General features: G+C 68.9%; 31 protein-coding genes and 1 tRNA gene. 13 read left to right on the forward strand and 19 right to left on the reverse strand.

All coding sequences use genetic code 11. From position 1 onward, the window contains the following. Positions 1-544: MFS transporter (locus ACFOGJ_RS15900; protein WP_379902125.1), on the forward strand; the 544-nt coding region annotated here is incomplete at its 5' end. A 13-nt stretch (positions 545-557) separates the two neighbouring features. On the opposite strand, the gene efp is transcribed toward ACFOGJ_RS15900, so the two are convergent. Next, on the reverse strand, positions 558-1,127 hold the full coding sequence (gene efp, locus ACFOGJ_RS15905) for an elongation factor P (protein ID WP_379902127.1): 570 nt from the start codon (positions 1,125-1,127) through the stop codon (positions 558-560). Positions 1,128-1,336: 209 nt separating this feature from the next. Between efp and epmA the strand changes: the two genes are divergently transcribed. Next, positions 1,337-2,413: an EF-P lysine aminoacylase EpmA gene (gene epmA / locus ACFOGJ_RS15910; protein WP_379902129.1), complete on the forward strand. Its 1,077-nt coding sequence runs from the start codon at positions 1,337-1,339 to the stop codon at positions 2,411-2,413. Positions 2,414-2,431: 18 nt separating this feature from the next. Here epmA and ACFOGJ_RS15915 read toward each other — a convergent pair whose 3' ends face one another. Beyond that, positions 2,432-2,770: a DUF1491 family protein gene (locus ACFOGJ_RS15915; RefSeq protein WP_379902131.1), complete on the reverse strand. Its 339-nt coding sequence runs from the start codon at positions 2,768-2,770 to the stop codon at positions 2,432-2,434. 111 nt (positions 2,771-2,881) lie between these two features. Between ACFOGJ_RS15915 and ACFOGJ_RS15920 the strand changes: the two genes are divergently transcribed. The 7 genes from ACFOGJ_RS15920 (at position 2,882) to ACFOGJ_RS15950 (ending at position 11,307) form a co-directional block, all read left to right on the forward strand. After that, a complete protein-coding gene (locus ACFOGJ_RS15920; RefSeq protein ID WP_379902133.1) occupies positions 2,882-3,943 on the forward strand; it encodes a hypothetical protein in 1,062 nt (353 codons plus the stop codon). Continuing rightward, positions 3,940-4,446, forward strand: coding sequence for a hypothetical protein (locus ACFOGJ_RS15925; protein WP_379902135.1), 507 nt, complete (start codon positions 3,940-3,942; stop codon positions 4,444-4,446). The genes ACFOGJ_RS15920 and ACFOGJ_RS15925 overlap by 4 nt, the downstream gene beginning before the upstream one ends. Before the next feature lie 351 nt (positions 4,447-4,797). Continuing rightward, positions 4,798-5,406, forward strand: a complete 609-nt coding sequence (locus tag ACFOGJ_RS15930) for a hypothetical protein (RefSeq protein ID WP_379902136.1) — start codon at positions 4,798-4,800, stop codon at positions 5,404-5,406. A gap of 180 nt (positions 5,407-5,586) precedes the next feature. Next, complete coding sequence (locus ACFOGJ_RS15935; RefSeq protein WP_379902138.1) at positions 5,587-6,132, forward strand: hypothetical protein; 546 nt, start codon at positions 5,587-5,589, stop codon at positions 6,130-6,132. A 183-nt stretch (positions 6,133-6,315) separates the two neighbouring features. Continuing rightward, positions 6,316-7,425, forward strand: a complete 1,110-nt coding sequence (locus ACFOGJ_RS15940; protein WP_379902140.1) for an efflux RND transporter periplasmic adaptor subunit — start codon at positions 6,316-6,318, stop codon at positions 7,423-7,425. Between the two features lie 38 nt (positions 7,426-7,463). After that, the gene (locus ACFOGJ_RS15945) at positions 7,464-10,640 is read left to right on the forward strand and encodes an efflux RND transporter permease subunit (protein ID WP_379902142.1); all 3,177 of its coding nucleotides are present in this window, start codon (positions 7,464-7,466) and stop codon (positions 10,638-10,640) included. Positions 10,641-10,689: 49 nt separating this feature from the next. Further along, a complete protein-coding gene (locus tag ACFOGJ_RS15950) occupies positions 10,690-11,307 on the forward strand; it encodes an acyloxyacyl hydrolase (RefSeq protein ID WP_379902144.1) in 618 nt (205 codons plus the stop codon). A 31-nt stretch (positions 11,308-11,338) separates the two neighbouring features. On the opposite strand, the gene ACFOGJ_RS15955 is transcribed toward ACFOGJ_RS15950, so the two are convergent. Beyond that, a complete protein-coding gene (locus ACFOGJ_RS15955) occupies positions 11,339-12,976 on the reverse strand; it encodes an FAD-binding oxidoreductase (RefSeq protein WP_379902146.1) in 1,638 nt (545 codons plus the stop codon). A 127-nt stretch (positions 12,977-13,103) separates the two neighbouring features. Beyond that, positions 13,104-13,919, reverse strand: coding sequence for a hypothetical protein (locus tag ACFOGJ_RS15960; RefSeq protein WP_379902148.1), 816 nt, complete (start codon positions 13,917-13,919; stop codon positions 13,104-13,106). Positions 13,920-14,072: 153 nt separating this feature from the next. Between ACFOGJ_RS15960 and ACFOGJ_RS15965 the strand changes: the two genes are divergently transcribed. From ACFOGJ_RS15965 to ACFOGJ_RS15980, 4 genes are all read left to right on the forward strand, one after another. Next, complete coding sequence (locus tag ACFOGJ_RS15965) at positions 14,073-14,717, forward strand: HNH endonuclease (RefSeq protein WP_379902150.1); 645 nt, start codon at positions 14,073-14,075, stop codon at positions 14,715-14,717. A gap of 186 nt (positions 14,718-14,903) precedes the next feature. Beyond that, positions 14,904-15,290, forward strand: coding sequence for a hypothetical protein (locus tag ACFOGJ_RS15970; RefSeq protein ID WP_379902151.1), 387 nt, complete (start codon positions 14,904-14,906; stop codon positions 15,288-15,290). A 20-nt stretch (positions 15,291-15,310) separates the two neighbouring features. Next, positions 15,311-16,189: a DUF4344 domain-containing metallopeptidase gene (locus ACFOGJ_RS15975; protein WP_379902152.1), complete on the forward strand. Its 879-nt coding sequence runs from the start codon at positions 15,311-15,313 to the stop codon at positions 16,187-16,189. A 102-nt stretch (positions 16,190-16,291) separates the two neighbouring features. Further along, a tRNA-Arg gene (locus ACFOGJ_RS15980) sits at positions 16,292-16,368 on the forward strand. A 16-nt stretch (positions 16,369-16,384) separates the two neighbouring features. On the opposite strand, the gene ACFOGJ_RS15985 is transcribed toward ACFOGJ_RS15980, so the two are convergent. From ACFOGJ_RS15985 to ACFOGJ_RS16050, 15 genes are all read right to left on the reverse strand, one after another. Beyond that, entirely contained in the window at positions 16,385-17,452 is a 1,068-nt protein-coding gene (locus ACFOGJ_RS15985) for a site-specific integrase (protein WP_379902153.1), read from the reverse strand. Next, positions 17,434-17,697: a helix-turn-helix transcriptional regulator gene (locus ACFOGJ_RS15990; RefSeq protein WP_379902154.1), complete on the reverse strand. Its 264-nt coding sequence runs from the start codon at positions 17,695-17,697 to the stop codon at positions 17,434-17,436. Before ACFOGJ_RS15990 ends, ACFOGJ_RS15985 begins: the two co-directional genes overlap by 19 nt. 33 nt (positions 17,698-17,730) lie before the next feature. Further along, positions 17,731-18,192, reverse strand: coding sequence for a hypothetical protein (locus ACFOGJ_RS15995; RefSeq protein ID WP_379902155.1), 462 nt, complete (start codon positions 18,190-18,192; stop codon positions 17,731-17,733). Next, on the reverse strand, positions 18,192-18,386 hold the full coding sequence (locus tag ACFOGJ_RS16000; protein ID WP_379902156.1) for a hypothetical protein: 195 nt from the start codon (positions 18,384-18,386) through the stop codon (positions 18,192-18,194). The genes ACFOGJ_RS15995 and ACFOGJ_RS16000 overlap by 1 nt, the downstream gene beginning before the upstream one ends. Beyond that, positions 18,386-18,643 (reverse strand): hypothetical protein, encoded by a 258-nt coding sequence (locus ACFOGJ_RS16005; protein WP_379902157.1) that lies wholly within the window; start codon positions 18,641-18,643, stop codon positions 18,386-18,388. Before ACFOGJ_RS16005 ends, ACFOGJ_RS16000 begins: the two co-directional genes overlap by 1 nt. Further along, positions 18,633-18,899 (reverse strand): hypothetical protein, encoded by a 267-nt coding sequence (locus tag ACFOGJ_RS16010; protein ID WP_379902159.1) that lies wholly within the window; start codon positions 18,897-18,899, stop codon positions 18,633-18,635. Before ACFOGJ_RS16010 ends, ACFOGJ_RS16005 begins: the two co-directional genes overlap by 11 nt. Then, complete coding sequence (locus ACFOGJ_RS16015; RefSeq protein ID WP_379902161.1) at positions 18,896-19,171, reverse strand: hypothetical protein; 276 nt, start codon at positions 19,169-19,171, stop codon at positions 18,896-18,898. Before ACFOGJ_RS16015 ends, ACFOGJ_RS16010 begins: the two co-directional genes overlap by 4 nt. Next, complete coding sequence (locus ACFOGJ_RS16020) at positions 19,164-19,493, reverse strand: hypothetical protein (RefSeq protein WP_379902163.1); 330 nt, start codon at positions 19,491-19,493, stop codon at positions 19,164-19,166. Before ACFOGJ_RS16020 ends, ACFOGJ_RS16015 begins: the two co-directional genes overlap by 8 nt. Beyond that, complete coding sequence (locus ACFOGJ_RS16025) at positions 19,486-19,782, reverse strand: hypothetical protein (RefSeq protein WP_379902165.1); 297 nt, start codon at positions 19,780-19,782, stop codon at positions 19,486-19,488. Before ACFOGJ_RS16025 ends, ACFOGJ_RS16020 begins: the two co-directional genes overlap by 8 nt. Continuing rightward, a complete protein-coding gene (locus tag ACFOGJ_RS16030; protein ID WP_379902167.1) occupies positions 19,775-19,969 on the reverse strand; it encodes a hypothetical protein in 195 nt (64 codons plus the stop codon). Before ACFOGJ_RS16030 ends, ACFOGJ_RS16025 begins: the two co-directional genes overlap by 8 nt. A gap of 195 nt (positions 19,970-20,164) precedes the next feature. After that, positions 20,165-20,551, reverse strand: coding sequence for a hypothetical protein (locus ACFOGJ_RS16035; protein ID WP_379902169.1), 387 nt, complete (start codon positions 20,549-20,551; stop codon positions 20,165-20,167). Then, positions 20,544-20,921 carry a DUF968 domain-containing protein gene (locus ACFOGJ_RS30340; protein ID WP_449288590.1) on the reverse strand — a complete coding sequence of 126 codons (378 nt, stop codon included), beginning with the start codon at positions 20,919-20,921 and terminating at the stop codon, positions 20,544-20,546. Before ACFOGJ_RS30340 ends, ACFOGJ_RS16035 begins: the two co-directional genes overlap by 8 nt. A gap of 3 nt (positions 20,922-20,924) precedes the next feature. Next, positions 20,925-21,104, reverse strand: coding sequence for a hypothetical protein (locus ACFOGJ_RS16040; protein WP_379902171.1), 180 nt, complete (start codon positions 21,102-21,104; stop codon positions 20,925-20,927). A gap of 34 nt (positions 21,105-21,138) precedes the next feature. Beyond that, entirely contained in the window at positions 21,139-22,032 is an 894-nt protein-coding gene (locus tag ACFOGJ_RS16045; protein WP_379902173.1) for a recombinase RecT, read from the reverse strand. After that, positions 22,032-23,042, reverse strand: a complete 1,011-nt coding sequence (locus ACFOGJ_RS16050) for a hypothetical protein (RefSeq protein WP_379902175.1) — start codon at positions 23,040-23,042, stop codon at positions 22,032-22,034. The genes ACFOGJ_RS16045 and ACFOGJ_RS16050 overlap by 1 nt, the downstream gene beginning before the upstream one ends. Positions 23,043-23,096: the final 54 nt, after the last annotated feature.

Consider the following 23,096-nt stretch of genomic DNA (forward strand, 5'->3'; position numbering starts at 1 on the left):
GCTGTCCGGCGCGCTGGCCCAGTCCAGCCATGCGATGCTCTACGCCTTCGGCAGCCTGCACTGGCAGTCGATCGGCATCCCGGACCCGGTGATCGGCCTGCTCTGGGCCGTCGGCGTGGTGGCGGAGATCGCGCTGTTCGCGGTGTCCAACCGCGCGGTGCGGCTGTGCGGGCCGATCGGCCTGCTGCTGGCCGGCGCAGGCGCCGGCATGCTGCGCTGGACCGCGACAGCCTTCACCGCGGACCTGGCGATCCTGCTGGCGCTGCAGGTGATGCACGGGCTGACCTTCGGCGCGGCGCATCTGGGGGCCATGCATTTCATCGCCCGGGCCGTGGCGCGCCCCTGGTCGGCGACGGCGCAGGTGCTCTATTCCGCCGCCTCCGGCGGGGTCGGGCTGGGGCTGGGGCTGCTGGTCGCCGGACAGCTCTACGAGCGCTTCGGCTTCCTGTCGATGCTGGCGATGGCGCTGGTCTCCACCCTGGCGCTGGCGGGCTTCGCCTGGCTGGGGCTGCGCTGGCGGGGCCGGGTCATGGGCCCCACCTGAGCTTTCAGGCGCCTCAGTCCTTCGCGCGCTCCATATAGGTGCTGTCCGCGGTGTACACGACGATCCGGGTGCCGACGCCGATATGCGGCGGTACCATCACCCGGATGCCGTTTTCGCAGAGCGACGGCTTGTAGGAGGAGGAGGCGGTCTGCCCCTTCACCACCGGCTCCGTCTCCAGCACCTCCAGGGTGACGGTCTGCGGCATCTGCACCGCCACGGCCTTGCCCTCGTACAGGGACAGGCGGACCTGCATGCCCTCCTGCAGGAAGACCTTCGGCTCGCCGATGACCTCGCCGTCCACCGCGACCTGTTCGAAGGTCTCGGTGTCCATGAAGGTGAACATGTCGCCTTCCTGGAACAGGAACTGGAACTCCTGCTCGTCGATGAAGGCGCGCTCCACCGATTCCGTGGTGCGGAAGCGCTCGTTCGTCTTGACCCCGTCGACGACGCCGCGCATTTCCAGCTGCGTCACGGCGGCGCCCTTGCCGGGCTGCACGTTCTGCGCCTTCAGAACGACGAACAGCTTGTCGTTCATGATGATCACGTTGCCGGCGCGGATCTGGCTCGCATTCACCTTGGCCATGCGGATATGTCCTGTTCTCTTGGCGGATGGGCAGGGCCCGCCGGCGCTGATGGCGCGGCCGCCTGCCGCAGGGCGGGCGGTGCCGGTCGTCGATGGGGCGGGCCGTGCCGCCGCTGCCCCGGATCGGCCCGTGGCGCGGCGTGGATGAAAATCGCGGCGGAACCTAGCAACTCGGCCGGCGACCGGCAAGAAATGCGATGGAGGCATGAGTGGCAGAAGCGGACGGTCCGGCGATGAATGGCCCGGCCTGGTGGCAGCCGGCGCGCCACGCGGCGCGGCGCGGCCATCTGGCCTGCCGCGCCAGGGTGGTGAAGGGGCTGCGTGCCTGGTTCGACGCGGCCGGCTTCGTGGAGGTGGAAACCCCGGCCCTGCAGGTCAGCCCCGGCATGGAGCCGCACCTGCAGGCCTTCGCCACGGAACTGCGCCGGCCCGACGGGGCGGCGGCGATGCGCTACCTGCACACCTCGCCCGAATTCGCGATGAAGAAGCTGCTGGTGGCGGGCGAGCCGCGGATCTTCCAGATCGCCCATACCTTCCGCAACGCGGAGGGCTCCGACCTGCACCATCCGGAATTCACCATGCTGGAATGGTACCGGGCCGATGCGGACTATCGCGACATCATGGCCGACTGCGAGGCGCTGCTGGCCGCCGTTGCGGCCGCGGCAGGGATCGGGCAGTGGCGCCATGGCGGCCGCGCCTGCGCCGCGGATGCCGGCTGCGAGCGCCTGACAGTGGCGGACGCCTTCCGCCGCCATGCCGGCATCGATCTCGATCCGGTCTGGCCGGCGGCGGACGGCGGGCGGCCGCGGCCGGCTCCACTGCGGGCGCTGGCCGATGCCGCCGGGGTTCGCAGCGATGACGGCGACGATTGGGACGACCTGTTCTTCCGCATCTTCCTGGAGCGGGTGGAACCCTGCCTGGGCGTCGACCGGCCGACCATCCTGTACGACTATCCCGCCCACATGGCCGCCCTGTCGCGACTGAAGCCCGACCGGCCCGACATTGCGGAACGGTTCGAGCTCTATATCTGCGGGCTGGAGCTGGCGAATGCCTTCAGCGAGCTGACCGACGCGGCGGAGCAGGAAGCGCGCTTCCTGCACGACCAGGCGGAGAAGCGCCGCCTCTACGGCGACGAGGTGCCGATCGACCGCGACTTCCTGGCCGCCCTGGCGCATGGCATGCCGCGCGCCGCCGGCATCGCGCTGGGGGTCGACCGGCTGGCGATGCTGGCATCCGGTGCGGACCGCATCGACCAGGTGCTCTGGGTGCCGGTCGCCGCCCCCTGAGGCGTTCGGGCCGGGTCCTCAGAACAGCCCGGGCTGGGCGAACAGCCGGACGTCGTCGCGATCCTCCACCTCGATCACCCAAAGGTCCGGGTCGCGCTTCAGGGCGCGTTCGATGCGGGCGGCGCAGTCGGCCTCCTCCAGGGTCTCGCCGTCATGCGGCCGGATCCAGGTGAGGCGACCCTGGGGGTCGCGCGCCTGGGTCCAGAGGCAGATCCCGCGGCCCCGCCGGTCCTGCTTGATCATCAGCCCACCGGCATCCTCGTCGCCGCGATGCAGGATCGCGATCGGGATCGCCGCCCGGTCGTGCAGGCGCACCATGGCGTTGACCCAGAGGTGCGTCTTGAGTCTGTATTCCATCGCTTGGCGGCCGTTCCGATGCAGTACTGGCGGTGAAAACGGGCATGATGCGGGAAAATCTCCGCCCCCGGTCTAGGCGAAGATGCCGCCGAAGTGTTAGGGACTTCAACCATGTTCCAAAGCCAGCCGCAGGATCCGTCGCCGCAGAACCAGCGCCGACGCCAGATGTTTCTGCTGGCACTCTTTGCGCTCGGGGTGCTTGTCCTCGGCCGCATGGGGGTGCTGGACGATGGCGGCTTCCTTGGCGGCGGGCTCGGCAATACCGGCGCCGATGCGGTGCGCTTCCAGCCCTACAGGTCGGTGGCAGACCTTGAGCGCACCCTGCAACGGACCGGCTACGACCTGACCTCCGTCGCCGCGGCTTCGCCGGCGGAAGTGCCGCGGCTGTTCGTCGACCGCCTGCCGGAAGGGTGGTCTGCGCTGCCCGCGCCGCAGCGGGACCGGCTGTTCGTGGCGGTGCTGCTGCCGCTGGTCCTGTCGGTCAACGACCGGATGCAGGACCTGCGCGACCGCCTGGCGACGATCGCGGATGCCCCGGATGCCGGGGCGCTCGGCGATGCCGAACTTTCCCTCCTGGCGGAGGTTGCGGCCGCCCTTGCCGCGCCGGGCCTGACCGCCGCGCGCGCGGAGCAGGAGCCGCTGGCCGTAGCCGCCGCTCTGGCCGACCGGCTCGGCCCCCTGCCGGTCGCCCTGACCATCGCGCAGGCCGCCCAGGAGAGCGACTGGGGACAGGCGACCACCGACGGGGGCGGGCCGGCGAGCCTGTTCGCGACGGGGGGCGAGCCACTGCTGGCGACAGGCCCCTTCGCATCGCCGCTCCGGGTGCCCGGAAGCCCGCCGGAAGGGGTGGCGGACCTGTGGTCGGCGCTTGCGGTGCGGGCGATGAGCCTGGCCGCTGCGCCCCGCTTCGCCGGTTTCCGTGCCGAACGCGCCGCGCTGGAAGCCCGCCACGCGCCGCTGGACGGGGGGGCGCTGACCGAAACCCTCGCCCCCGGCGGCGATGCCGCCGAAATCGCGGCGTTGGTCGAAGCGCACGCGCTCGCGGCCTACGAGACGGCGCGGCTGGCACCCCCGCCGGCCCTGGTGCTCGTCGCCCGCCCGGGCGAGGCAGGCGATGCGAACGTGGGTGTGAGCGGCGGCGAACCGGCCGCGAACGGCGGACGCGGCGGATGACCCTGCCCGCACATGGACCCAAGCCGCTCGGCCTGCGGCGCAGCAAACGGCGCTGGGCGTTCAGCCTGACCCGGTTCGGCGCCGTCACCCTGTTCGCGCTGGTCCTTGTGCACCTGGCCTTCCTCTACGTGGTGGCCGACCAGTCGCCCGCCTGGGCGCATGGCATGCGCGCGGTGCAGGACCTGCTGCTGGCGGATGCCGGGGCGCGGGGCCTGGCCGGCTGGCTGTTCGTGATCCTGGCCCTGCTCTGTGCCGTGGCGCTCTGGTCCGCGGCCAGCCGGGCGGCAGCCCTGCTGTTCTTCGGCGTGTCCCTGTGGGACGCCTGGTGGCGGATCTGGGAATTGGAACAGCGCGCCCAGAGCGGCCTGGGCTATGAATTCCTGCCCTATTTCGGGGCCCTGGTCGCCTTCATCGCCCTGTTCGCGTCGGTCCTGGCGCTGATCGGCAGCCTGTTCGCCGACCGCTCCGGCGGCAGCCGGATCGACGGCAGCCTGATCGACTGAAGGGGTTGCAGGGGGCGGCGGCCGGGCGGACCGCCGGTTGTGTCGATCGGGGAACAATCGGCCCCCGGTCGTTGTTATCTTCGGCCCTCTGATCCCGCAGGGGAAACTGTCCTCGCCTTTGCCTTTCGCAGCCTGGACTTTCCCGCCCGGACCCTTACCGTTTCATGAAGGCAGCCCCGATTCGGGCGTCGGGGCCATGCAGGGCCCGGTGGCGAGGTCCGCCTACGACCGGGCCGGAATGGCAGTACAGCTTGCTCAACCGGCCGCGCGCATTGCCGCGGCGCCCAACTCCCGGAGGGTGCCAACCCCGGTGGGCGAAATGGGCCGAGCGTCAACAGGACAGGAGAGTAGATGGGCTGGGAACGGCTGAACAGGGACCGCCTGGCGAAGGTCCTGGCACTGACCGGATCCGACCGGGACGGCGAAGCCCTTGCCGCCCTCCGCAAAGCCAACGGCATGCTCAGCACCGTCGGCCTCAATTTCGGCGACCTGGCCCGGCGGCTCGACGAACCCTCCTCCTACAGCCCCCATGCCTCGGACGATCGGGCAGCGCCTGAACCCCCGCCCGAACGCCCGTCCGGCAAGGGCGAGGCGGGTGCGCGGGCGGAGATCCGCGTCCTTCTGCACCAGATCTCCGAACTGCATGGCCGCCTGGCCCGGGCGGAGGCCGAGAGTGCCTTCCAGCAGGCCGAGGCGCAGCACTGGCACGACCTCACGATCGAGGCGGCGCGCTATGTCTGCCTGCTGGAGGAGGAGCTCTTCGCCGTCCGCCGTGCGCTGGAAGCGGCGGACAGGACGGCGGAGGCGGAGCCCGCCCGTCCAGGGGCGGTCCTGGCGCCGGCCGGCCATCACGTGGCGGACCCTGCCGAGCGCGAGAAATCGGCGGCCAGCGCGGGCGGCGCGCTCGGCGAACGAATCGCCCAGTTCGTCGCCTGGCAGAAGACCCTCTCGCGCGCCTGAGCCGCCCTTGCCCGACCCTGCCCGCGGCCGCCGACCGGCCGCGGCAGGTGGCGTTTTGCCCCCGACTGTGAAAAGTTTACCCTTGCGATGCTGCAAGGGGCGGCCGGGGACCGTGCCGCAGCCATGTTCTGAACAATGGCGGCAAAGGGCGCGGGGCGCCGCCTGGCAAGTGAGGACGCCATGAAGAACTGGGGCACCGGAAGCGGCGGCAGTTCCGATACTGCGGAAAGCGATCTCTATTCTCCGCGGGATCTCGAGCGTGCCGAGGCGATCATGGAAGCGGTCGGCGACGACACCGCCGAACTCTTCGGCGTGCTGCGCAACGGCATGACCGGCCGGTCCGGGGCACGCGCCGGCGGCGGCGGCAAGGATGCCCGCGACCGCATCCTGCAGACCTTCGGCGAAATCCGTTCCGAGGCCTTCCAGGAGGCCGCGGATTCCGCGCGGCGCTTCGCCGCCATGTGCATGGGCGCGGCGGACCAGGTCAATGACGTCCACAACCGTCGCATCGCGCGCTGCGTGGCGGAACTGTTCGAGGAGTTCGCCCAGCGGGTCGACCGGGTCCACCCCGTCGCCCGCACGGCGCTGCGCGACGACCGCAACCGCGACGAGGGCGGGGATGAAGGCACGGCGCAGGCCCGCCGGGACGTCGCCCGCGGGCGCCGGGACGGCGATGGCGAGGAGGCCGGCATCGGCCTGATCGTCGACAACCAGCCGCGCCGCTGACGGAAATTTGCAACACCGCCCGCGGGGCCTGACCGCGACGCGGGGATTTTGCGTCGCACAAGCGACAGCCTTTCGCTAGACTGCGGGCACAGGTGATTTTCAGGTGCCGGCAGGTCCGGCACCGTGGGGAGGCGGTGTGCCGGCCGGTCGTGGCCAGGTGCCTGCCCCAGGGGTAACAGGCCAATGATCTGGCGCTTTGTCGTCGTGGCGGTCATTATCGCCGCGGCCTTCTACGGACTTCATACTTTCCAGGGCTTCAAGGAGAAGATGATCAGCCAGGCCGTCGCGCAGCAGCAGGCGGGCGGCTCGATCACGATTTCTGCCGAGGCGATCAAGGAAGCGACCTGGCAGAACCGGCTGGAATCGGTGGGCAGCCTGCAGGCGGTGCAGGGCGTGGACCTGGCGCCGGAAGTCTCCGGTGTCGTGACCCAGGTGAACTTCGACTCCGGACAGGACGTGAAGCAGGGCGACCTGCTCGTGCAGATCAACGACGATGTGGAGGAGGCGGCCCTGAAGGGCGAACGCGCCTCCGCCTCGCAGGCCCAGAAGCAGTTCGAGCGCTACAACACCCTGGCGAAGCGGGGCGACCAATCGCAGTCCAGCGTCGACGAGCAGCGCGCGCGCTGGCAGGAAGCCGAATCCTCGGTCGAGCAGACCGAGGCGCAGATCGCGCAGAAGAACATCCTGGCGCCGTTCGACGGCCGGCTTGGCATCCGCCAGGTCAATCTGGGCCAGTATGTCAGCGCTGGCACGGTGATGGTCACCCTGCAGGACCTGCACCAGATCTACGTCAATTTCTCGCTTCCCGCCCAGCATCTCGCCAAGCTGAAGGTGGGCCTGGACCTGGATGTCACGACGGACGCCTATCCGGGCGAGACCTTCAAGGCGAAGCTGACCTCGCTGGACGCCGTGGTCGACCAGAGCACCCGCAACATCACGGTCCAGGGCACCCTGCCCAATCCCGACCGCAAGCTGCTGCCGGGCCTGTTCGTCAATGTCCGGGTCCTGCTGCCGGCGTCGGAGCAGGTGCTCACGGTGCCGGAGACCGCGATCACCTACTCCCTGTTCGGCGATTCCGTCTACCTGGTCGAGGATTCCGGGGACCAGAAGGTGGTGAAGCAGGTCTTCGTCACGGTCGGCAACCGCCGCGGCGACGAGGTCGCGATCAGCGGCGACATCAAGGCAGGTGACACGGTCGTCACTTCCGGGCAGACGAAGCTGCGCAACGGCACCGCCGTCAAGATCAACAACACGGTCACCCTCGGGCCGCGCAAAGACTTGCCGCGCGGCTGACGGCCGGCGGCAACCGACAACAGGTCCAGGCGGCCCCCATGTCCTTTACCGAAATCTTCATTCGCCGGCCGGTGCTCGCCACCGTCGTCAGCCTGATGATCATGCTGATGGGCCTGCAGGCGATCTTCACCCTGCCGGTCCGGCAGTATCCGGCGATGGAGAACACCCAGATCACGGTGACCACCTCCTACCCGGGGGCCGGCGCCGAACTGGTGCAGGGCTTCATCACCACGCCGATCCAGCAGGCCGTGGCGAGCGCCAGCGGCATCGACTACATCACGTCCGTCTCGCAGCTGGGCCTGTCCACGATCACCCTGCAGATGAAGCTGGGCGTGCAGTCGGAAACGGCGCTGGCGGACGTGCTGGCGAAGGTGCAGCAGACCCTGAACGTGCTGCCGTCGGACGCGCAGCAGCCGGTGATCCAGAAGGCGGAAGGCGGCGGTTCCGCGCAGCTCTACCTGGGCTTCAGCTCCAAGGACATGACCGGGGAGCAGATCACCGACTATCTGACCCGCGTGATCCAGCCGGCGCTGCAGACCATCGACGGCGTCGCATCGGCCAACATCCTGGGCGGCCAGACCTATGCCATGCGGATCTGGCTGGACCCCAACCGGATGGCGTCCCTGGGCGTGACCCCCGCGGCGGTCGCCACTGCCGTGCGCAACAACAATCTGCTCTCCGCCCCCGGTCAGGTGAAGGGCAATTACATCCAGATCAATATCGAGGCGCAGACCGACCTGCGCTCGGTGGAAGGCTTCGAGGAACTGGTCGTCGCGGTCAAGGACGGCACCCTGATCCGCTTGAAGGACGTCGCCGATATCCAGCTCGATTCCCAGAGCAACGATTCCTCGGTGATCTTCAACGGCCTGCGCGCCACCTTCATCGGCATCCAGAACACGCCGGAGGCGAACCCGCTGGAGGTCATCGACCTGGTGCGCGCGGAGCTGCCGCGGCTCGAGGCGGACCTGCCGCCCTCGCTGAACATGAACATCGCCTATGACGCCACCACCTTCATCCGGGCGTCGATCGAGGAGGTGATCAAGACCATCCTCGAGGCTGCGGTGATCGTGATCATCGTGATGTTCCTGTTCCTGGGCTCGTTCCGCGCGGTGATCATACCGATCGTGACGATCCCGCTGTCCCTGGTCGGCGTCTGCTTCATGATGCTGGCGCTGGGCTACTCGCTGAACCTGCTGACCCTGCTCGCGATGGTGCTGGCGATCGGCCTTGTGGTCGACGATGCGATCGTGGTGGTGGAGAACATCTTCCGCCACCTTGAGGAAGGGCTGTCGCCGCTGAAGGCCGCGATCACCGGCGCGGCCGAGATCGCGGTGCCGGTGATCGTCATGACGATCACCCTGGCGGCGGTCTATGCGCCGATCGGCTTCGTCGGCGGCCTCACCGGGGCGCTGTTCCAGGAATTCGCCTTCACCCTTGCCGGGGCCGTCATCGTGTCGGGCGTCGTCGCGCTGACCCTCTCGCCGATGATGAGCTCGCTGATGCTCAACGAGAGCGTCGTGCATTCGCGGCTGGTGAACATCGTCAACAACGTTTTCGAAGGGCTGCGCCGCTTCTACGAGCGCCGCCTGACCGGGGTGCTGAAGTTCCGGCCGGTGATGCTGCTGCTCACCGCCGGCGTGCTGGCCATGCTGCCCTACCTGTTCCTGAACAGCCTGTCGGAACTGGCGCCGACGGAGGACCAGGGCATCGTCTTCATGCAGATGACCTCGCCGCAATCGGCGAACATCGACTATATGGAGGCCTATTCCGGCGAGATGGAGAAGATCTTCAAGTCCGTCCCGGAGGCCGACACCTACTTCCAGATCAACGGCAGCAACGGCGTCAATCAGGGCATCGCCGGCATGCTGCTGAAGCCCTGGAGCGAGCGCGAGCGGACGCAGACCCAGATCCGGCTGGCGATCCAGCCGGAGCTGTCGGAGATCGCCGGCCTGCAGATCTTCGCCTTCGACCTGCCGCCACTGCCGGGGTCCGGCAATTTCGGCATCCAGTTCGTGATCCAGACCACGTCGGACTACAACAGCCTGTACAAGGTGATGGATGACCTGAAGGCGGAGGCCTACAAGAGCGGCCTGTTCGTCTTCATCAGCAACGACCTGGAGATCAACAATCCCCAGGTGATCGTCAAGGTCGACCGCGCCAAGGCGGCGGATATCGGCCTCGACATGGTCGATATCGGCGGCGCCCTGTCGACTCTGCTGGGCGGCAACTACATCAACTATTTCTCGCTGGAAGCGCGCAGCTACCAGGTGATCCCCCAGGTGCCGCGGGTCGACCGCCTGACGCCGGAGGACCTGACGACCTACTACGTGCAGGCCGCGGACGGGTCGATGGTGCCACTTTCCACCGTGGTGTCGCTGGACTACGACGTGATCCCGAACGCCCGCACCCAGTTCCAGCAGCTCAACTCCGCCACCCTGTCCGGAATCATGATGCCGGGCCGTTCGATCGGCGAGGGGCTGGCCTTCCTGGAAGCGAAGGCGAAGGAGATCTTCCCGACCGGCTTCAGCTACAACTTCGCCGGCGAATCCCGCCAGTTCGTGCAGGAAGGCAGTTCGCTGACCATCGCCTTCGCCTTCGCCCTGGTGGTGATCTTCCTGGTGCTGGCGGCGAAGTTCGAAAGCTGGCGCGATCCGATCATCATCCTGGTGACCGTGCCGCTGTCGATGCTGGGCGCATTGCTGCCGCTGTTCATGGGCGCGGCGACGATCAACATCTACACCCAGGTCGGCATGGTCACCCTGGTCGGGCTGATCTCCAAGCACGGCATCCTGATGGTGGAGTTCGCCAACCAGCTGCAGGCCGAGGAGAAGCTGAGCAAGCATGACGCGGTGATCAAGGCCGCCGGCATCCGGCTGCGCCCGGTGCTGATGACCACGGCGGCGATGGTGGTCGGCGTGATCCCGCTGATCATCGCCTCCGGCGCCGGCGCCAAGTCGCGCCACGATATCGGCCTGGTGATCGCCTGCGGCATGACGATCGGCACCATGTTCACCCTGTTCGTCGTCCCGGTGATCTACACCTTCCTGGCCGGCGACCATCGTCATTCCCATGACGCGGAGGAGGACGAGGCGGGCGGACATGCGGGGAACCACGGCCAGGACGGCGGCAGCCACGGCAGGGGGCCGGACGGCGGCCATGACGGCAGCCCGTCGCCGGGACATGGCGGACATGCGCCGCAAGGGGCGGGCGCCTGACGCGCATCGCGCCGCCGCCCGGGAGGCGGCCAGCGGGAGGGGAGAGGCAATGAAGCTCGGCAGTCGATGGTCGGTTGGCGGCGCGGCACGGGCGGGCGGGCCCGCGCGGCGCCTGGCGAAGGCGGCCTGCGGCGCGCTGGTCGGCCTGCTCCTGGGCACCGCGATCCCCAATGGCCCCGCCCGGGCCGAGGACAAGCCGATTCTGCAGGTGACGCCGGCGCCGCCCCAGGTCGACACCGACATGCTGGTGGTGACCGGCGGCTTCTACGACTTCAACCTGAAGGACAATGAGTCGGTCGAGTTCGGCCTCGAATACCGCTCCGACTATCAGCTCTTCATCGTGAAGCCGTTCGTCGGCGCCTCGGTCAATACCGACGGATCGCTGTACGGCTATGCCGGCATCCTGTCCGACCTGGTGCTGTTCGACCGGCTGGTCCTGACCCCGTCCTTCGCCGCCGGCGCCTGGAAGCAGGGCAACAGCAGTGCGAAGGACCTGGGCTACTGGCTGGAGTTCCGCTCCCAGATCGAGCTGACCGCCCATCTGGGCGGCGGCATGCGTGCCGGCGCCTATTTCAACCATGTCTCCAATGCCGGGCTGGGCGACACCAATCCCGGGGTCGAGGTGATCGGCGCGACCTTCATCGTGCCCCTGCGCACCCTGTTCTGACCCCGCCCCGGGGGCGGCGGGGGCAGGCGGGTCAGCGGGTCTCCAGGATGCCGCCGGGCCGGTGCGGTGCGCCGGGCGGGTCGATCAGCACGCCCGGGTTCATCACCCCCTTCGGGTCCAGTGCGCCCTTCGCCCCCGCCAGGGCGGTGGCGAAGACCGGCGGCCGTTCGGCGTCATAGCCGCCGAAGCGATGGTCGCGGCCCACCGCATGGTGGTGGGTGACGGTGCCGCCATGCCGGACGACGGCGGCGTTGGCCGCCCGCTTGATCTGACTCCAGACCTCCAGCATCCGCGCCTTGCCGGGAAAGCAGGTGAAGCTGAAATAGGGCGCCGGCCCGTCCGGATAGACATGGGTGAAGCGGCAGGTCAGGGTGCCCTCCTGGCCGCTGGCATCCTTGATCGCGGCCTTCACCTCGCGGCTGACATCGGCGTGGAAGTCTTCGAAATCCGCCCAGGTGCAGGCGGTCTCGAAGGTGTCGAACAGGATGCCGTAGGAGACCTGGACCTCACGCCAGAACGGCATCCGGATGAAGGCGGTGCGCCAGGCCTCCGCCGCGCCGCTGCGCTGCGGCGCCTCGCCCTTCGGCCGGTCGGCGATGCCGCCCAGGTCGCGGGCGATCTCCAGCGCCCGCTCCAGTTTCGCATCCTGCGGGTGGTCGGCGTTCTCGAAGCCCAGCACCAGGATCGCGTGCTGCCCGTCGCCGGCGCCGTTGAAGAACGCCTCCTGCGCGTCCAGCAGGCGGCAGTTGGCAGGGTGCAGGCCGGACTGGACGATGGCGCGCACCGCGCCCGCGGCGCGGTAGAAGTCGGTGAAGCGCACGGTGGCGGCGGCGCGGAACTTCGGCACGTCCTGCAGCCGCATCCAGGCTTGGGTGACGATGCCCAGGATGCCCTCGGAACCGGAGACCCAGCGGTTCGGGTCCGGTCCGGCGCCGGCGCCGGGCAGGCGGCGGGTCTGCATCGTGCCGCCGGGGCTGACCAGGTCGACCGATTCCACGAACTCGTCGATATGGGTGTAGAGGGTGGCGAAATGCCCGCCGGAGCGGGTGACGATCATGCCGCCCAGGGTGGCCATCTGGTAGCTCTGCGGGAAGTGCCGCAGGGTCAGGCCGGACGTCTTCAGCTCCGCATCGAATTCCGGCCCCCGCGCCCCGGCCTGGATCAGGGCGGCACGGCTCGCCTTGTCGACCTCCAGCACCCGGTTCATGCGGGTCATGTCGACCGACATGGTGCCGGCATAGGCGGGCCCGACATCGGGCTCGACACCGCCGCAGACCGAGGAGCCGCCGCCGAAGGGAATCACGGCGACCCCGGCGCCGCCGGCCCAGTCCACCAGCTGGCGCACCTGGTCCGCCGTTTCCGGCCAGGCCACCAGGTCCGGCGGTTCCGGGAACTGGCGCAGGAAGGCGCGGGCGATGTCGGGGAAGCTCTGGCCATAGCTGTGGCGGATCCGGTCGGCATCGCTGTCGCTGACGATCGCGGCCAGGGCGGCCGGTGGCTTCACCCGCGGCCGCCGCAGGACGATCTCCTCCAGCCGCGGCACGGGGATCGGTTCCGGCAGGTCGCCGAAGCGCTCGTGCATCACGCCGAGCAGCCAGTCATGCTCCTCCGGCGACAGGGCCTCGCCTTCGAAGCCCCAGCCCCAGAACTTGCGCTGCCGTGCCGTCATCGCGTTTCCCCCTTGCCGTCGACCTGCGGTCGGTTCTGTCCTGCCGCCTCGTGGCGGGCGGCTCCGGTTCGTCCTGCCGTCCCGCCGGCGATACCCGCCTTGCGATCCGGGGTATCGTTCAGTCTTCCTAGCCTTCCTGGATGCGGCGGAAACGGACGGCCTGCTCGAAATGCGGACCGGGCGCCGTGGTCCCGGTTCGGACCAGGGTCTGGCACTGGCCGGTCGCTCCGCCGTCGCGGCGGAAGCTCTCCGACATGCCGTCGTCCCAGTCGATGCACAGCAGACCGTCGGCCAGGATGCGGTAGCGGCCGGCCGGCATCCGGTCGCTGGTGCCGCCATCGCCGTGCCGGCGGCGCAGGCTGGCGGTGGCGCCGCCGGCTGCGTCGAGGCGCAGATAGCCGGCCACCAGCATCCGCAGGTCCGGTGCGAACAGCACCTGGCCCTGGTCGGGATTGTCGAGGGCGAACAGACCGGCGGTCTGCCGGCGCAGCAGCGGCAGCAGGTCGACGGTCAGCCCCGCGGCCAGCAGGGCCAGGATCTCCGTCTTGCAGCCGGGCCCGATCACCGCCGCGCCGGTTTCCGGCTCATGGAACGTGGCGAAGGGACGGGCGGCTTCGCCCGCCCGGAAGGGTCCGATGCGCAGCCGCCAGGCCCAGCCCGGGTGCAGCTTCTGCAACAGCCCCGCCGCCGCGGCCAGGTCGCCGGACCAATAGGGCAGATCGTCGGTCGACAGCCAGGCCCCGTCGACCTGCCATTGCGGCCCGGCGCTGCCGGCGGCTGCCTCGTCCATATCGGCGCCGCCCGATTCGCCGGCCGGTGCCTCCCTCCGGGGGCAGAGGGCATCGGCGATCATCATGTCCAGCGCCTTGGCGGGCCCAGGGGCGTCGGCCAGCGCGGCGCTGAGTTTGGCGGCCGATTCCGGCCCATGGTAAGGCATCGTCATGGCACGGGATCGTAGTGAGCGCGGCTGGCGCCGGCAATCGCCTTGCAGATGCGCAGGGCGGGCCCGCGCTTGCCTCCGGCGCGGGCCGTCCGTCCCGTGACCAGGGTCGCCGCCGCGCGCGGACGCGGCCGGTCGCGCTCAAGGCGCAACGCGGTGACCGCGCGCCGGGCCGCCGGCATGGCCCGCCGTGCGATCCGCTGGCCGCTGCTGCTGCGCCGCCGCTCGGTGCGCTGGCTCCTGCTTCTGGGGGGCCTGGGCTTCGCTCTGCTGGAACTGCGCCAGACGCCGCTGTTCCAGCCGGTGGCGGAACCCTATGCCCGCCAGGCCTATGCCCATTGGCGCGATCTGGACGGCGATTGCCGGGATACCCGGAACGAGGTGCTGGCCCGAGACTCGCAGGTTCCGGTCGCCTGGGACGACAGCGGCTGCCGGGTGGTCTCCGGGTTGTGGCGCGATCCCTGGTCGGGGGAGGAGATCCGCGATCCGCGGGCCCTGGACATCGATCATATGGTGCCGCTGGCGGAGGCGCATCGTTCGGGTGCCGACCGCTGGGATGCCGCCCGCCGCGCCGACTATGCCAACGACACCGGCACCGCGCCGCGACTGCTCTGGGCGGTCTCCGCGCACAGCAACCGGAGCAAGGCCGACCGCGATCCGGTCGACTGGATGCCCTCAGACTGGCGCAGCTGGTGTGCCTATGGCCGTGACTGGCGCGCGGCGAAGCGGCACTGGGGCCTGACGGAGGACTGGCTGGAGCGGCAATGGCTGGACGGCCTCCACTGGCTCTGTGCTCGCTAGAACCGGCCCAAGTTGCCACGAAAGATTCGACCGCCTTTTGTCTCCGCCGGTGATAGACTGCATTGCCGCCCGATCGCGGTATGCGGCACTCAACCTAAATGTTCGCAGTGCCATTTCTTTGCCGTGCCATTTCTTTGCCGTTCCGGGCCGGGGACCTGCCCGGCGGCTCTGCCTGGGGGTGTCAGAATGACCTTTCGTTCCTGCCTGCGGCTGGCCGTCCTGCCGGCCGCCGCCTTTGCGATGCTGCTGCTGGCCATGCCGCAGGATGCGGCCGCGGAGTCCGTGACCTTCGTCCTGCAGAACAGCCATCCGAATGCGGTCGAGATCGAGTTCTGTTCCCAGGACCGCGACCATTCCTGGCCCGGCGGCGGCGAGGCCTTTGTCATGGACGGTGCCGAGCCGGTCTCCTTCCCGCTCAGCTGCGAGGCGGGCGAGACAATCTGCTACGGCGCCTGGGTCAGCGGCGACCAGGAGACCTACTGGGGCGCCGGGCCCGATTGCGCGGAGCCCTGCGACAGCTGCTGCACGGTCTGCGACGGCGGCACGACCGAGGTCATGGAGCTGGGCGAGTAGGCGCGCCGATGGCGGGACGGATGCCCGAAGACAGGCGCGGCCTGCCGCGGACCGGCCGCCTGCTGCGCCTGCTTGCCCTTGTGCTGGCGTTGCTGCCAACGGCCGTCGCCGGCGGGGCATGGGGAGCGGATGACCCGGAGCTGACCGAAGAAGAGGCGGAGGACCTGGTCCTCTTCGTCAACGGCAATACCCTTTTCACCCTCTACCACGAACTGGGCCATGCCCTGGTGCACCGGCTGGAGATCCCGGTCCTGGGGCGGGAAGAGGATGCGGTCGACAGCCTGGCGGGCTGGCTGATGGTGCCGGAGGAGCCGGACGCGGAGGCAGAGGAGCTGCTGATGGCGGCCGGCGACGGGCATGCGCTGGCCGCCTATTACGGCGAGGATGACGAGCTCGCCTTCTGGGACGAGCACAGCATGGACCTGCAGCGTTTCGCCGCGATCTACTGCCTGCTCTACGGCAGCGACCCGGAGGGCTTTGCCGAGCTGGCGGACGATATCGAGATGCCCGACGGCGACCGGGAACGCTGTCCGGCAACCTATGCCCAGGTCGAGGCGAGCTGGCTGTCGGTGCTGGCCCCGCATCTGCGGGACGGCCCGGGCGACCGCCCCGGCGGTGGCCGGATCGTGGTGCGGTTCGAGGTGCCGGGGGCGGAGCTGGATCCCGCGCTGAAGGACCTGGTCGAGGTGCCGGGCCTGATGCAGGCGGCCGCGGACGACCTTTCCGCGCAGCTGGTCCTGCCGGGCGACATCCCGGTCCTGTTCAAGACCTGCGGCGAGGAGAACGCCTTCTACGATCCGGAGACCGGCCAGGTGGAGATGTGCTACGAGCTGATCGCCTGGTTCGTCGACCTCTACCTGCAGGATCTCGAAGAGATGCGGGCGGAGGCGGTGGATTGAGCAGCGGTCGCGGCGGGACCGCCTTGGCCAGTCTGCATTGGCCAGTCTGCATTGGCCGGCCTGCATTGGAATGGCGGCCGGGGATTGCTATCTAGGAACCGTGACCTCGTAGCTCAGCAGGATAGAGCATCAGATTCCTAATCTGAGGGTCGGGGGTTCGAATCCCTCCGGGGTCACCACTTTTCCCACTTTCCATCAGGTGCTTTTCCCACTTTTGGGCCGGGTCCGTTCCCGGCGGGCCTGCGCCGACACGCTCTGTCCGGCGGTCGGCAGGGTGTAGCGAGTGACCATCGACCGGGTCCGGTGGCCGGTCACGGACATCAGCTCGGCATCGGTCGCGCCGCTGGTCCCGAGTTCGGTACTGGTGGTCCGGCGCATGTCCCGCAGTTGGAGTGTCGGCGGCAGGCCGGCGGCGTCCCTGACCTCCCGGAATGCCTTGGTGAAGCTGTTCCGGGTGTAGGGCCGGCCGGTGCGTTCATCCACGATGATCTGCACCGCCTGGCGCTGGGTCCGGGCGAGCCAGAGGCGACCGTAGCGGGTCGCCTGCACCCGCAGCCGCGCGCCGGTCTTGCTCTGCTCCACCTCCATGCTGTCGCCATCCCATGCGCTCCACTGCATGCGCACGGTGTCGATCGGCCGCTGGCCGAATACCCACAGCAGGACGACGCCCAGCGCGACCGACCGGCGGTTCATCTGCATGGCGGTCTTGATGACCTTCCGCCGCTGCTCGCCCGTCCAGAGGACCGCGCGGGGCCGGGCGGAGTGCAGCCGCATATCCTTGGCCGGGCTCTTGGTGATCCATTCCTCGCGCACCGCGAAGGCCAGAAGGATGGCCCACATGCGCAGGACCGCGGCTGGCTTGTGACTGTGCCCCTGATCGATCAGGGCCTGATAGATGTCCCGCAGGTCGGCGCGGCGGATCTCTTTGACCGGGGTGTGTTCTTCCATCCGGCGGATCATCCGCAAATGGCTGTCGTATCCGACGCGGGTGGTGGCGGCGAGTTCCTGGTAGTCGGCGCTGCGCTGGTAGAGGTCGATCAGGGCGCCGATGGAGCCGGGCCGGGCGCCGCTCGCTTCGCCGGTCACCAGCCGGCGCTTCTCCGCCTCCACGTCCCTGTTGAGGGCCTCTGCGCGGCGCACGGCGACCGCCATGTCCTTCCCCAGCGGCTCGGGCCCGAATCCGAGCTTGCGGATGGCCGGGGTCGGCTGCCAGTAGTAGGCGCCGGCCTTGTACCGGAGCCGCTTCACGTCGATTCTGCCCATCGCCGCCGCCTGTCGCTGACCTGCCCTGTCGGCAAGGTAGCGGCATCGCGGCTGTCCAGCCATCGGTCGATCGCCTGGCGGTCCCAGCGGATGCGCTTGCCCGCCCACATGCCCGGCGGCCACAGCCCGCCCTTGACCTCCGCGTCGAACTGCGACGGGCTGATCCCCAGATAGGCCGCCGCGACCTCGCGGGTCATGCAGCGCGGCCAGTCCGGCAACCGCTCTATGGGCAAGCGCGCCGTCATGGCTGTCCTATGGTGGCGGGGCGGGGCATGGGGTTAGCCTTCGCGCTCCGGGGCCGGGCGCCAGGCGCTCAATAGTCGGTCGGCCGCGTCGGTCAGCCCTCGCTCATGCAGCACATCCAGTGCCCATTGCACGCCTTCCGCCATGCCGCGCCGATGGCCGGCGCGGTCCGCGTCAACCTCCCGCCTGCTCGCGACCAAGCGCGATTCTTCGATGCTTTCGCAGACGGTCACAGGGTAAGCGCCCGCGCCCGGCCCGCGCGCGGCGACAAATCGGAACTGCCCGGGCTCGCCGACCATGGGCACCGTCCGCCACCACGAATGATGCGACCGCTCCGCCCTGACGTGCCGCCTGTCATAGGTAGATGTGGCGCCGCTGTAGCGGTTGGCCGCCTGTGCGAAAGCGTGCCGGTCCACATGGCCTTTGCAGTAATAGCCCATGAGCCCGCCGCCATCCTCGCCGGCTTCGCGCAGTTCCTCGATATAGATCTCGCTCATCAGTCCTTGCCCTCCTGGTGGGTGGCGGCGCGGAGTTTCGCCGCTTCGTCCTGCAGGGCGCTTATCCAGCCCATGAATTCCTCGACGAACGGCCCCATTGCCTCCAGTGCCTTGTTGGGGTCGCCCTTCGCGATCACGTTCGACAGTCTGGCCGCTGAGCGCGCGGCCTGTGTTTGCAGCCTGCGAGATTCCATCACCGCCCCTCCTTCGCCAGCCGTTCGGCCAGGGCGCGGCCGGAGGGGGTGAGGGCTGCTGTCAACGGGAATCCGGTTCGCACTGTCAGCCAGCCGTGGCGGCTAAGCCATGAAACGGTATTGCTCTGCACCCAGCCGTTCTGCATATCGTCGCGCCACCAGAACCCGCCGGAACTGCGAGCGAGCTCCCGCCCCTCGTACAGCCCCATCAGGACAGCCCTGCGGGCACGGGTCAGTTTCACGTCGTCAGTCGGCATCGCGCACCATCCATCCCTCTGCGGTCAGCCGCAGCTCGCCGTCGCCGTTGAAGTCGGCAAGGCCCTGCTCGACCAGTCCGCGGTATCCGGTCGCTCGCACGCGCGGATGCGCGCCGCGGCCCAGCACCCAGACGTTCGACCGCTCGCCGCCTCTCCCTTCGTCTCGCACGATCCGGCCTTCCGCGATCCAGCGGATCAGCTTCCGTTGTGCGCTCGTCAGCTTTGGGGTACACACCGGGCAAGGTTCCCAGATCATTTGCCCTGCTCCCGTGCCTTGATGGCAGCGCGACGGCGGCGGCCGGCGGCGGTTGGGGTGATGTCCGAGATGGTGCCCATCTCGCGGCGCATTACAGTCAGCATCCCGGCAGAAATCAGGTTGTCGGCAACGCGCCCTATTCCCTGCCGCTTCGGCGAACCCAGGGCCGAACGGTAGCCCCAGCTGTACGACCAGAAGATGCGCATCACCCCGTCGCACACCTCCACCAGCAGCCTTTCCTGCGCCGGGGTCAGCTTCACGTCGTCACCCATGGTCCCGGTCTCCAGGTGGGGGAGGGAGGGGCGCCCATGCAGTGATAACGGCCCCATACTCGCCGCACACACCGCCGTGATCGTAGATCCAGTCCTGACCGCTCCAGTACAGATCGCCCCAGAAAACGACACGGGCGCGGCGGTTGTCGATCAATCCCACGATGCGCGTCCCGTCCTTCGGCGCCTCGCTTATCGGCCGCCACTCCATAGGGGCGTGGAGCATGCCGGCGTCGTAGAGCCGCCCCAGTCCATCGAACAGGGTGCCGTCCCGGAACATCTCCCACGCCTGGCGCAGGACCGCCTCTCTTGCCCGGTCAGTCATGGCCCGTGTCCTCGTGATGCTCCGCGATGTACTGCACGGCCATGTCCTCGATGGCATTGCGGATCGCCCCGGCCGGCATGATGTCGTAGGCGTTCAGCCGGTTGCCCGCCGCGCAGAGGGTCAGGACATTCCCGATCTCGATTTCCGGCGGCTCTGCCGGGTGGCCCGGATAGGTCGGGCTGCCGTAGTGCGCCGGACGGCCGGGCGTGATCTCGTACCGGACGCGGGCGACAATCTCGCGTTCCTCGCTGCCGATGCGGAGCAGGATCGGGATTTCCATGTCAGTCATGGTCGGCCCCTTTCGTGGTGTCTGCGGGTGGGCGCCAGCCGGCCACAGTCAGGGCCGTGATCGCCCACTCAGCGCCTTCCCGCATCTTGGGGTCGGCAAGGGCATCGACCATTGCAGTGCGGCGGGCTTGCTCGACCCGACGTTGCCGATCTTGCTGCGCCGCTTTGCGCTCGGACTCCGTCTTCATCCTTTCCCTCCGTGGTGTCTGCGGGTGGGCGCCAGCCGGCGGCCCAAAGCAACAAAACGCAGGCGTTCGCGTGCATCATGATGGCCGCACGCTGCATCGGGTCGGGTTCGACGCTATCCAACCTGGCCTCAATATCCGCAACCCCGCGCACCATCGCGGCATGGGCCGCCTTCACGCCTTCCAAGTTCGCATCCGTCATCTCTGGTGCATCTCCTCTGGCAGCGGCAGGGCGATTCCGAGTTCGGACGCGGCAAAGGCATGCACGCGGTCCATGTAATCGCTCATGTCGGCAGTGTTCAGGCGCTTGGTGGAAAAGACAGCCTGTTCCTCGCCGCCCATCCGAACTATGACGAACGGGCAGAACTTGTGCTTAAGCGCCTCATGAACGTCATCCGGATCATTTCCAGTCTCGTGCGCGATCGCCTGAATCCATTTCCAGTATAGCGCATTTTGTGGTAGAGTCCTATGTCTAACGTACTGTTTTACTTCGATCTGCCACGGCTTTTTCAGGTTGAGCTTGGACAGAAGGGCAATCGCGTTCTGCCGATCGCGCTCGGTATGCAAGACCAGGGGCTTAGCCATGCCTCTCCCTCCACCGCCTTCCCGCTTCCGTGTGATAGAGCCAGTGCGACCACGACGCGGCGGCGGCATCGCGCATCCGGGCGCCGGCCCGCCGGTCGAAAGCCTCATGCCCTTCCGCATGCTGCATCCGGTGGCACTCCGGGCAGAGCGGGACAGCCCAGCAATCGGCCGGCTTGAGCCCGATCCCGCCCCGGTCCTCCGCCGGCACGTCGCTGCCCCGGTAGTGGGCCGCCTCCATCCGCCCCGCGTTGGCCCCGCAGGCCCAGCACTGGCAGCCACGGAGCCATTTCAGGTACTCCGGGCACCGCATGGGGCCTGCCTGCTCTCGGGTGGCCAGGACGCCCTTGGAGGGCTTGCGGCGGGGGTGCATGGGTCAGTCCTGCAACGGCGGCTGGTGCTGCAGGTCTTCCAGCGCTTTGATTGCTGGATGCAGCTTCCGCGGGGCGTGCCATCGGGGGATGCCGTCGCGACCCACCGTCAACGTCCATCCGCGGTTCAGCCTTTCGGCCAGTTCCTGGTATCGCGCCATGCGTTCTTCAAATTCCGGGTCCATCGTCTCTACTCCGCCGCCTCCTGTGTCTGGCCGGTCATCCGTCGTCCCGCATGAAGCCCTGCAGGTCTTCCAGCAGCTCCGGGTGCGAGTTCTCCAGGCTGTCCAGCGCCTCGCCGTTCAGGTCCCAGGCTTGGCGCCGCTTGTCCGGGTCCATCGCCTCCAGCATCGTCCGCATGCGCTCGAAGAAGTCGCCCGGGCTGACCATCTCCGGCTTCGGGTTGGCGAGGGTGCGCAGTTCGATGACCGGTTCGGCCTCCGCGTCCTCCATCGGCTCCATAGCGGCCGGCGGCGGCGCAGGAGGCGCGGCAGGCGGTGCCGGCGGGGGAGAGGGCGGGGTCACGTCCCGCATGGGCTCCACGCCTTCCAGTTCTTCCTGCAGGTACATGCCGCCCAGCACGTCGGCGAAGGCGTCCCGGAGAGCGAAGCCGCGGGCGCGCATCTGGAGCATGCGCTTGGGGTGCGTGATCCAAGGGGTGTCCTGCCCCTTGTTCCCGCGCTTCTCCCACAGCTTGGCCCGCTTGGCGTCGCCGACGCTGAACGTCCCGATGACCGGCTCAGCCTCGCCGCGGCGCTTCACCTCGCAGAAGGCGGTGTAATCGTCGCCCTTGCCCTCGAAGCGCTCACGGACGTACTCGCAGAGGCCGGAGCCACGCACCAGTCCGATGGCGGCATCCCCCCAGATGGTCGGCCGGCCGTTGATGACCGCGATCCGCTGGACGGACTGCATCGGAGTCAGCCCGACTTCCATCCCCATCATGATGGCGACGAGGCACTTTTCCGGCGTGTCCATGCCATAGGGGGCAAGGCCGGCCTTCACGACCGCGCTCGCCACCCGATAGGCATCCTCCATCGTCTGCGGGACGATGGCGCGCACCGGGGCGCCGGCAGACAGTTCCCGCCGCACCGGCAGATTCGCAACCTCAGCCATCACGCAACCTCCCTGACTTCCTCGACGGACACGCCGCCGATCTCATGCCCGGCATCCACGCCGCGCTGCGCCAGCTTCGCGATCAGCGCGACCAGTTCCGGGTGCGTCTTGAGCGACTGGTACGCCGCGTCCTGGTCGGTGACGGTGACGCGCTTCTTCACCCGCACCGACGCGGCCCGGCCGTAGCCGCCCTTGATCGTGGTCTGCACCGGTGGCGGCGGTTCCGGTTCGGGGACGTGGACGGTCGAAACCTCCATGGCGTGACCGCTGTTCGGCTCCGCCGCCTTGGCCGCTTCCTCCTCGGCCTTCCGGCGGGCCTCGTCGGCCTTGCGCTGTGCCTCCGCGGCGGCCCGCGCCTTCGCCGTCTCGTAGGCGCCCAGCGCCTTGCGGATCGTCTCCGCGCCGGCCTTGCCCGCCTTGACGATGGGCTGCCACTTCGCATCCACCGCCTTGCTCGCGTCCAGGTGCGGGGCCTTCTCCGCAACCCGCTTCTTCTCCGCGTCGCCGGCCAGTTCGTTGAGCCTGGCGCGCAGGGATTGCGCAGCCGCCGCGTGTTCGTCGTCGGCGATCGTGGTATACTTCTCGACGCTGGCGGAGGCGGCTTCGATCTGCTCGCGGATCGTCTCCGCCTCGTCTTCCGGGGGCGCATTGTGGCCGGCCGGCGGGGGCCTGATCGCCTCGTCAACGTCGGGCCAGCGGCCGGTGTCGTAGGCGGTCCGATAGGCTTCCTCGGTGATCGGGTTCTGCGCGCAGAAGGTCCAGATGGCGGCGGCGTCTTCCTGCCGGGTGGCGCCGTCGAACCCGGCCATGCAGAACATGCCGAGTTCGCCATCGATCCAAATGGCGACCGGCTCGAAAGGGCCACCGCGGTGGGTGCGCCTCCGGTAAAAGCCCGGACTGGCGTCGCCGTCATGGATCGGCGGGTGTTCGCCAGCGAGCGCAGCCCGCCACCATGCATAAGGGTCGTTCGTCATTGCGATCTCCATCACAGCTTGTCCGTCACGGTCCACCAGACCAGCACCAGGAAGGCGGCGGCCAGGATGGTGGCCCCGAGGTAATCCACG

Source organism: Marinibaculum pumilum, from assembly GCF_042646425.1.
GTDB classification, from domain to species: domain Bacteria; phylum Pseudomonadota; class Alphaproteobacteria; order Ferrovibrionales; family Ferrovibrionaceae; genus Marinibaculum; species Marinibaculum pumilum.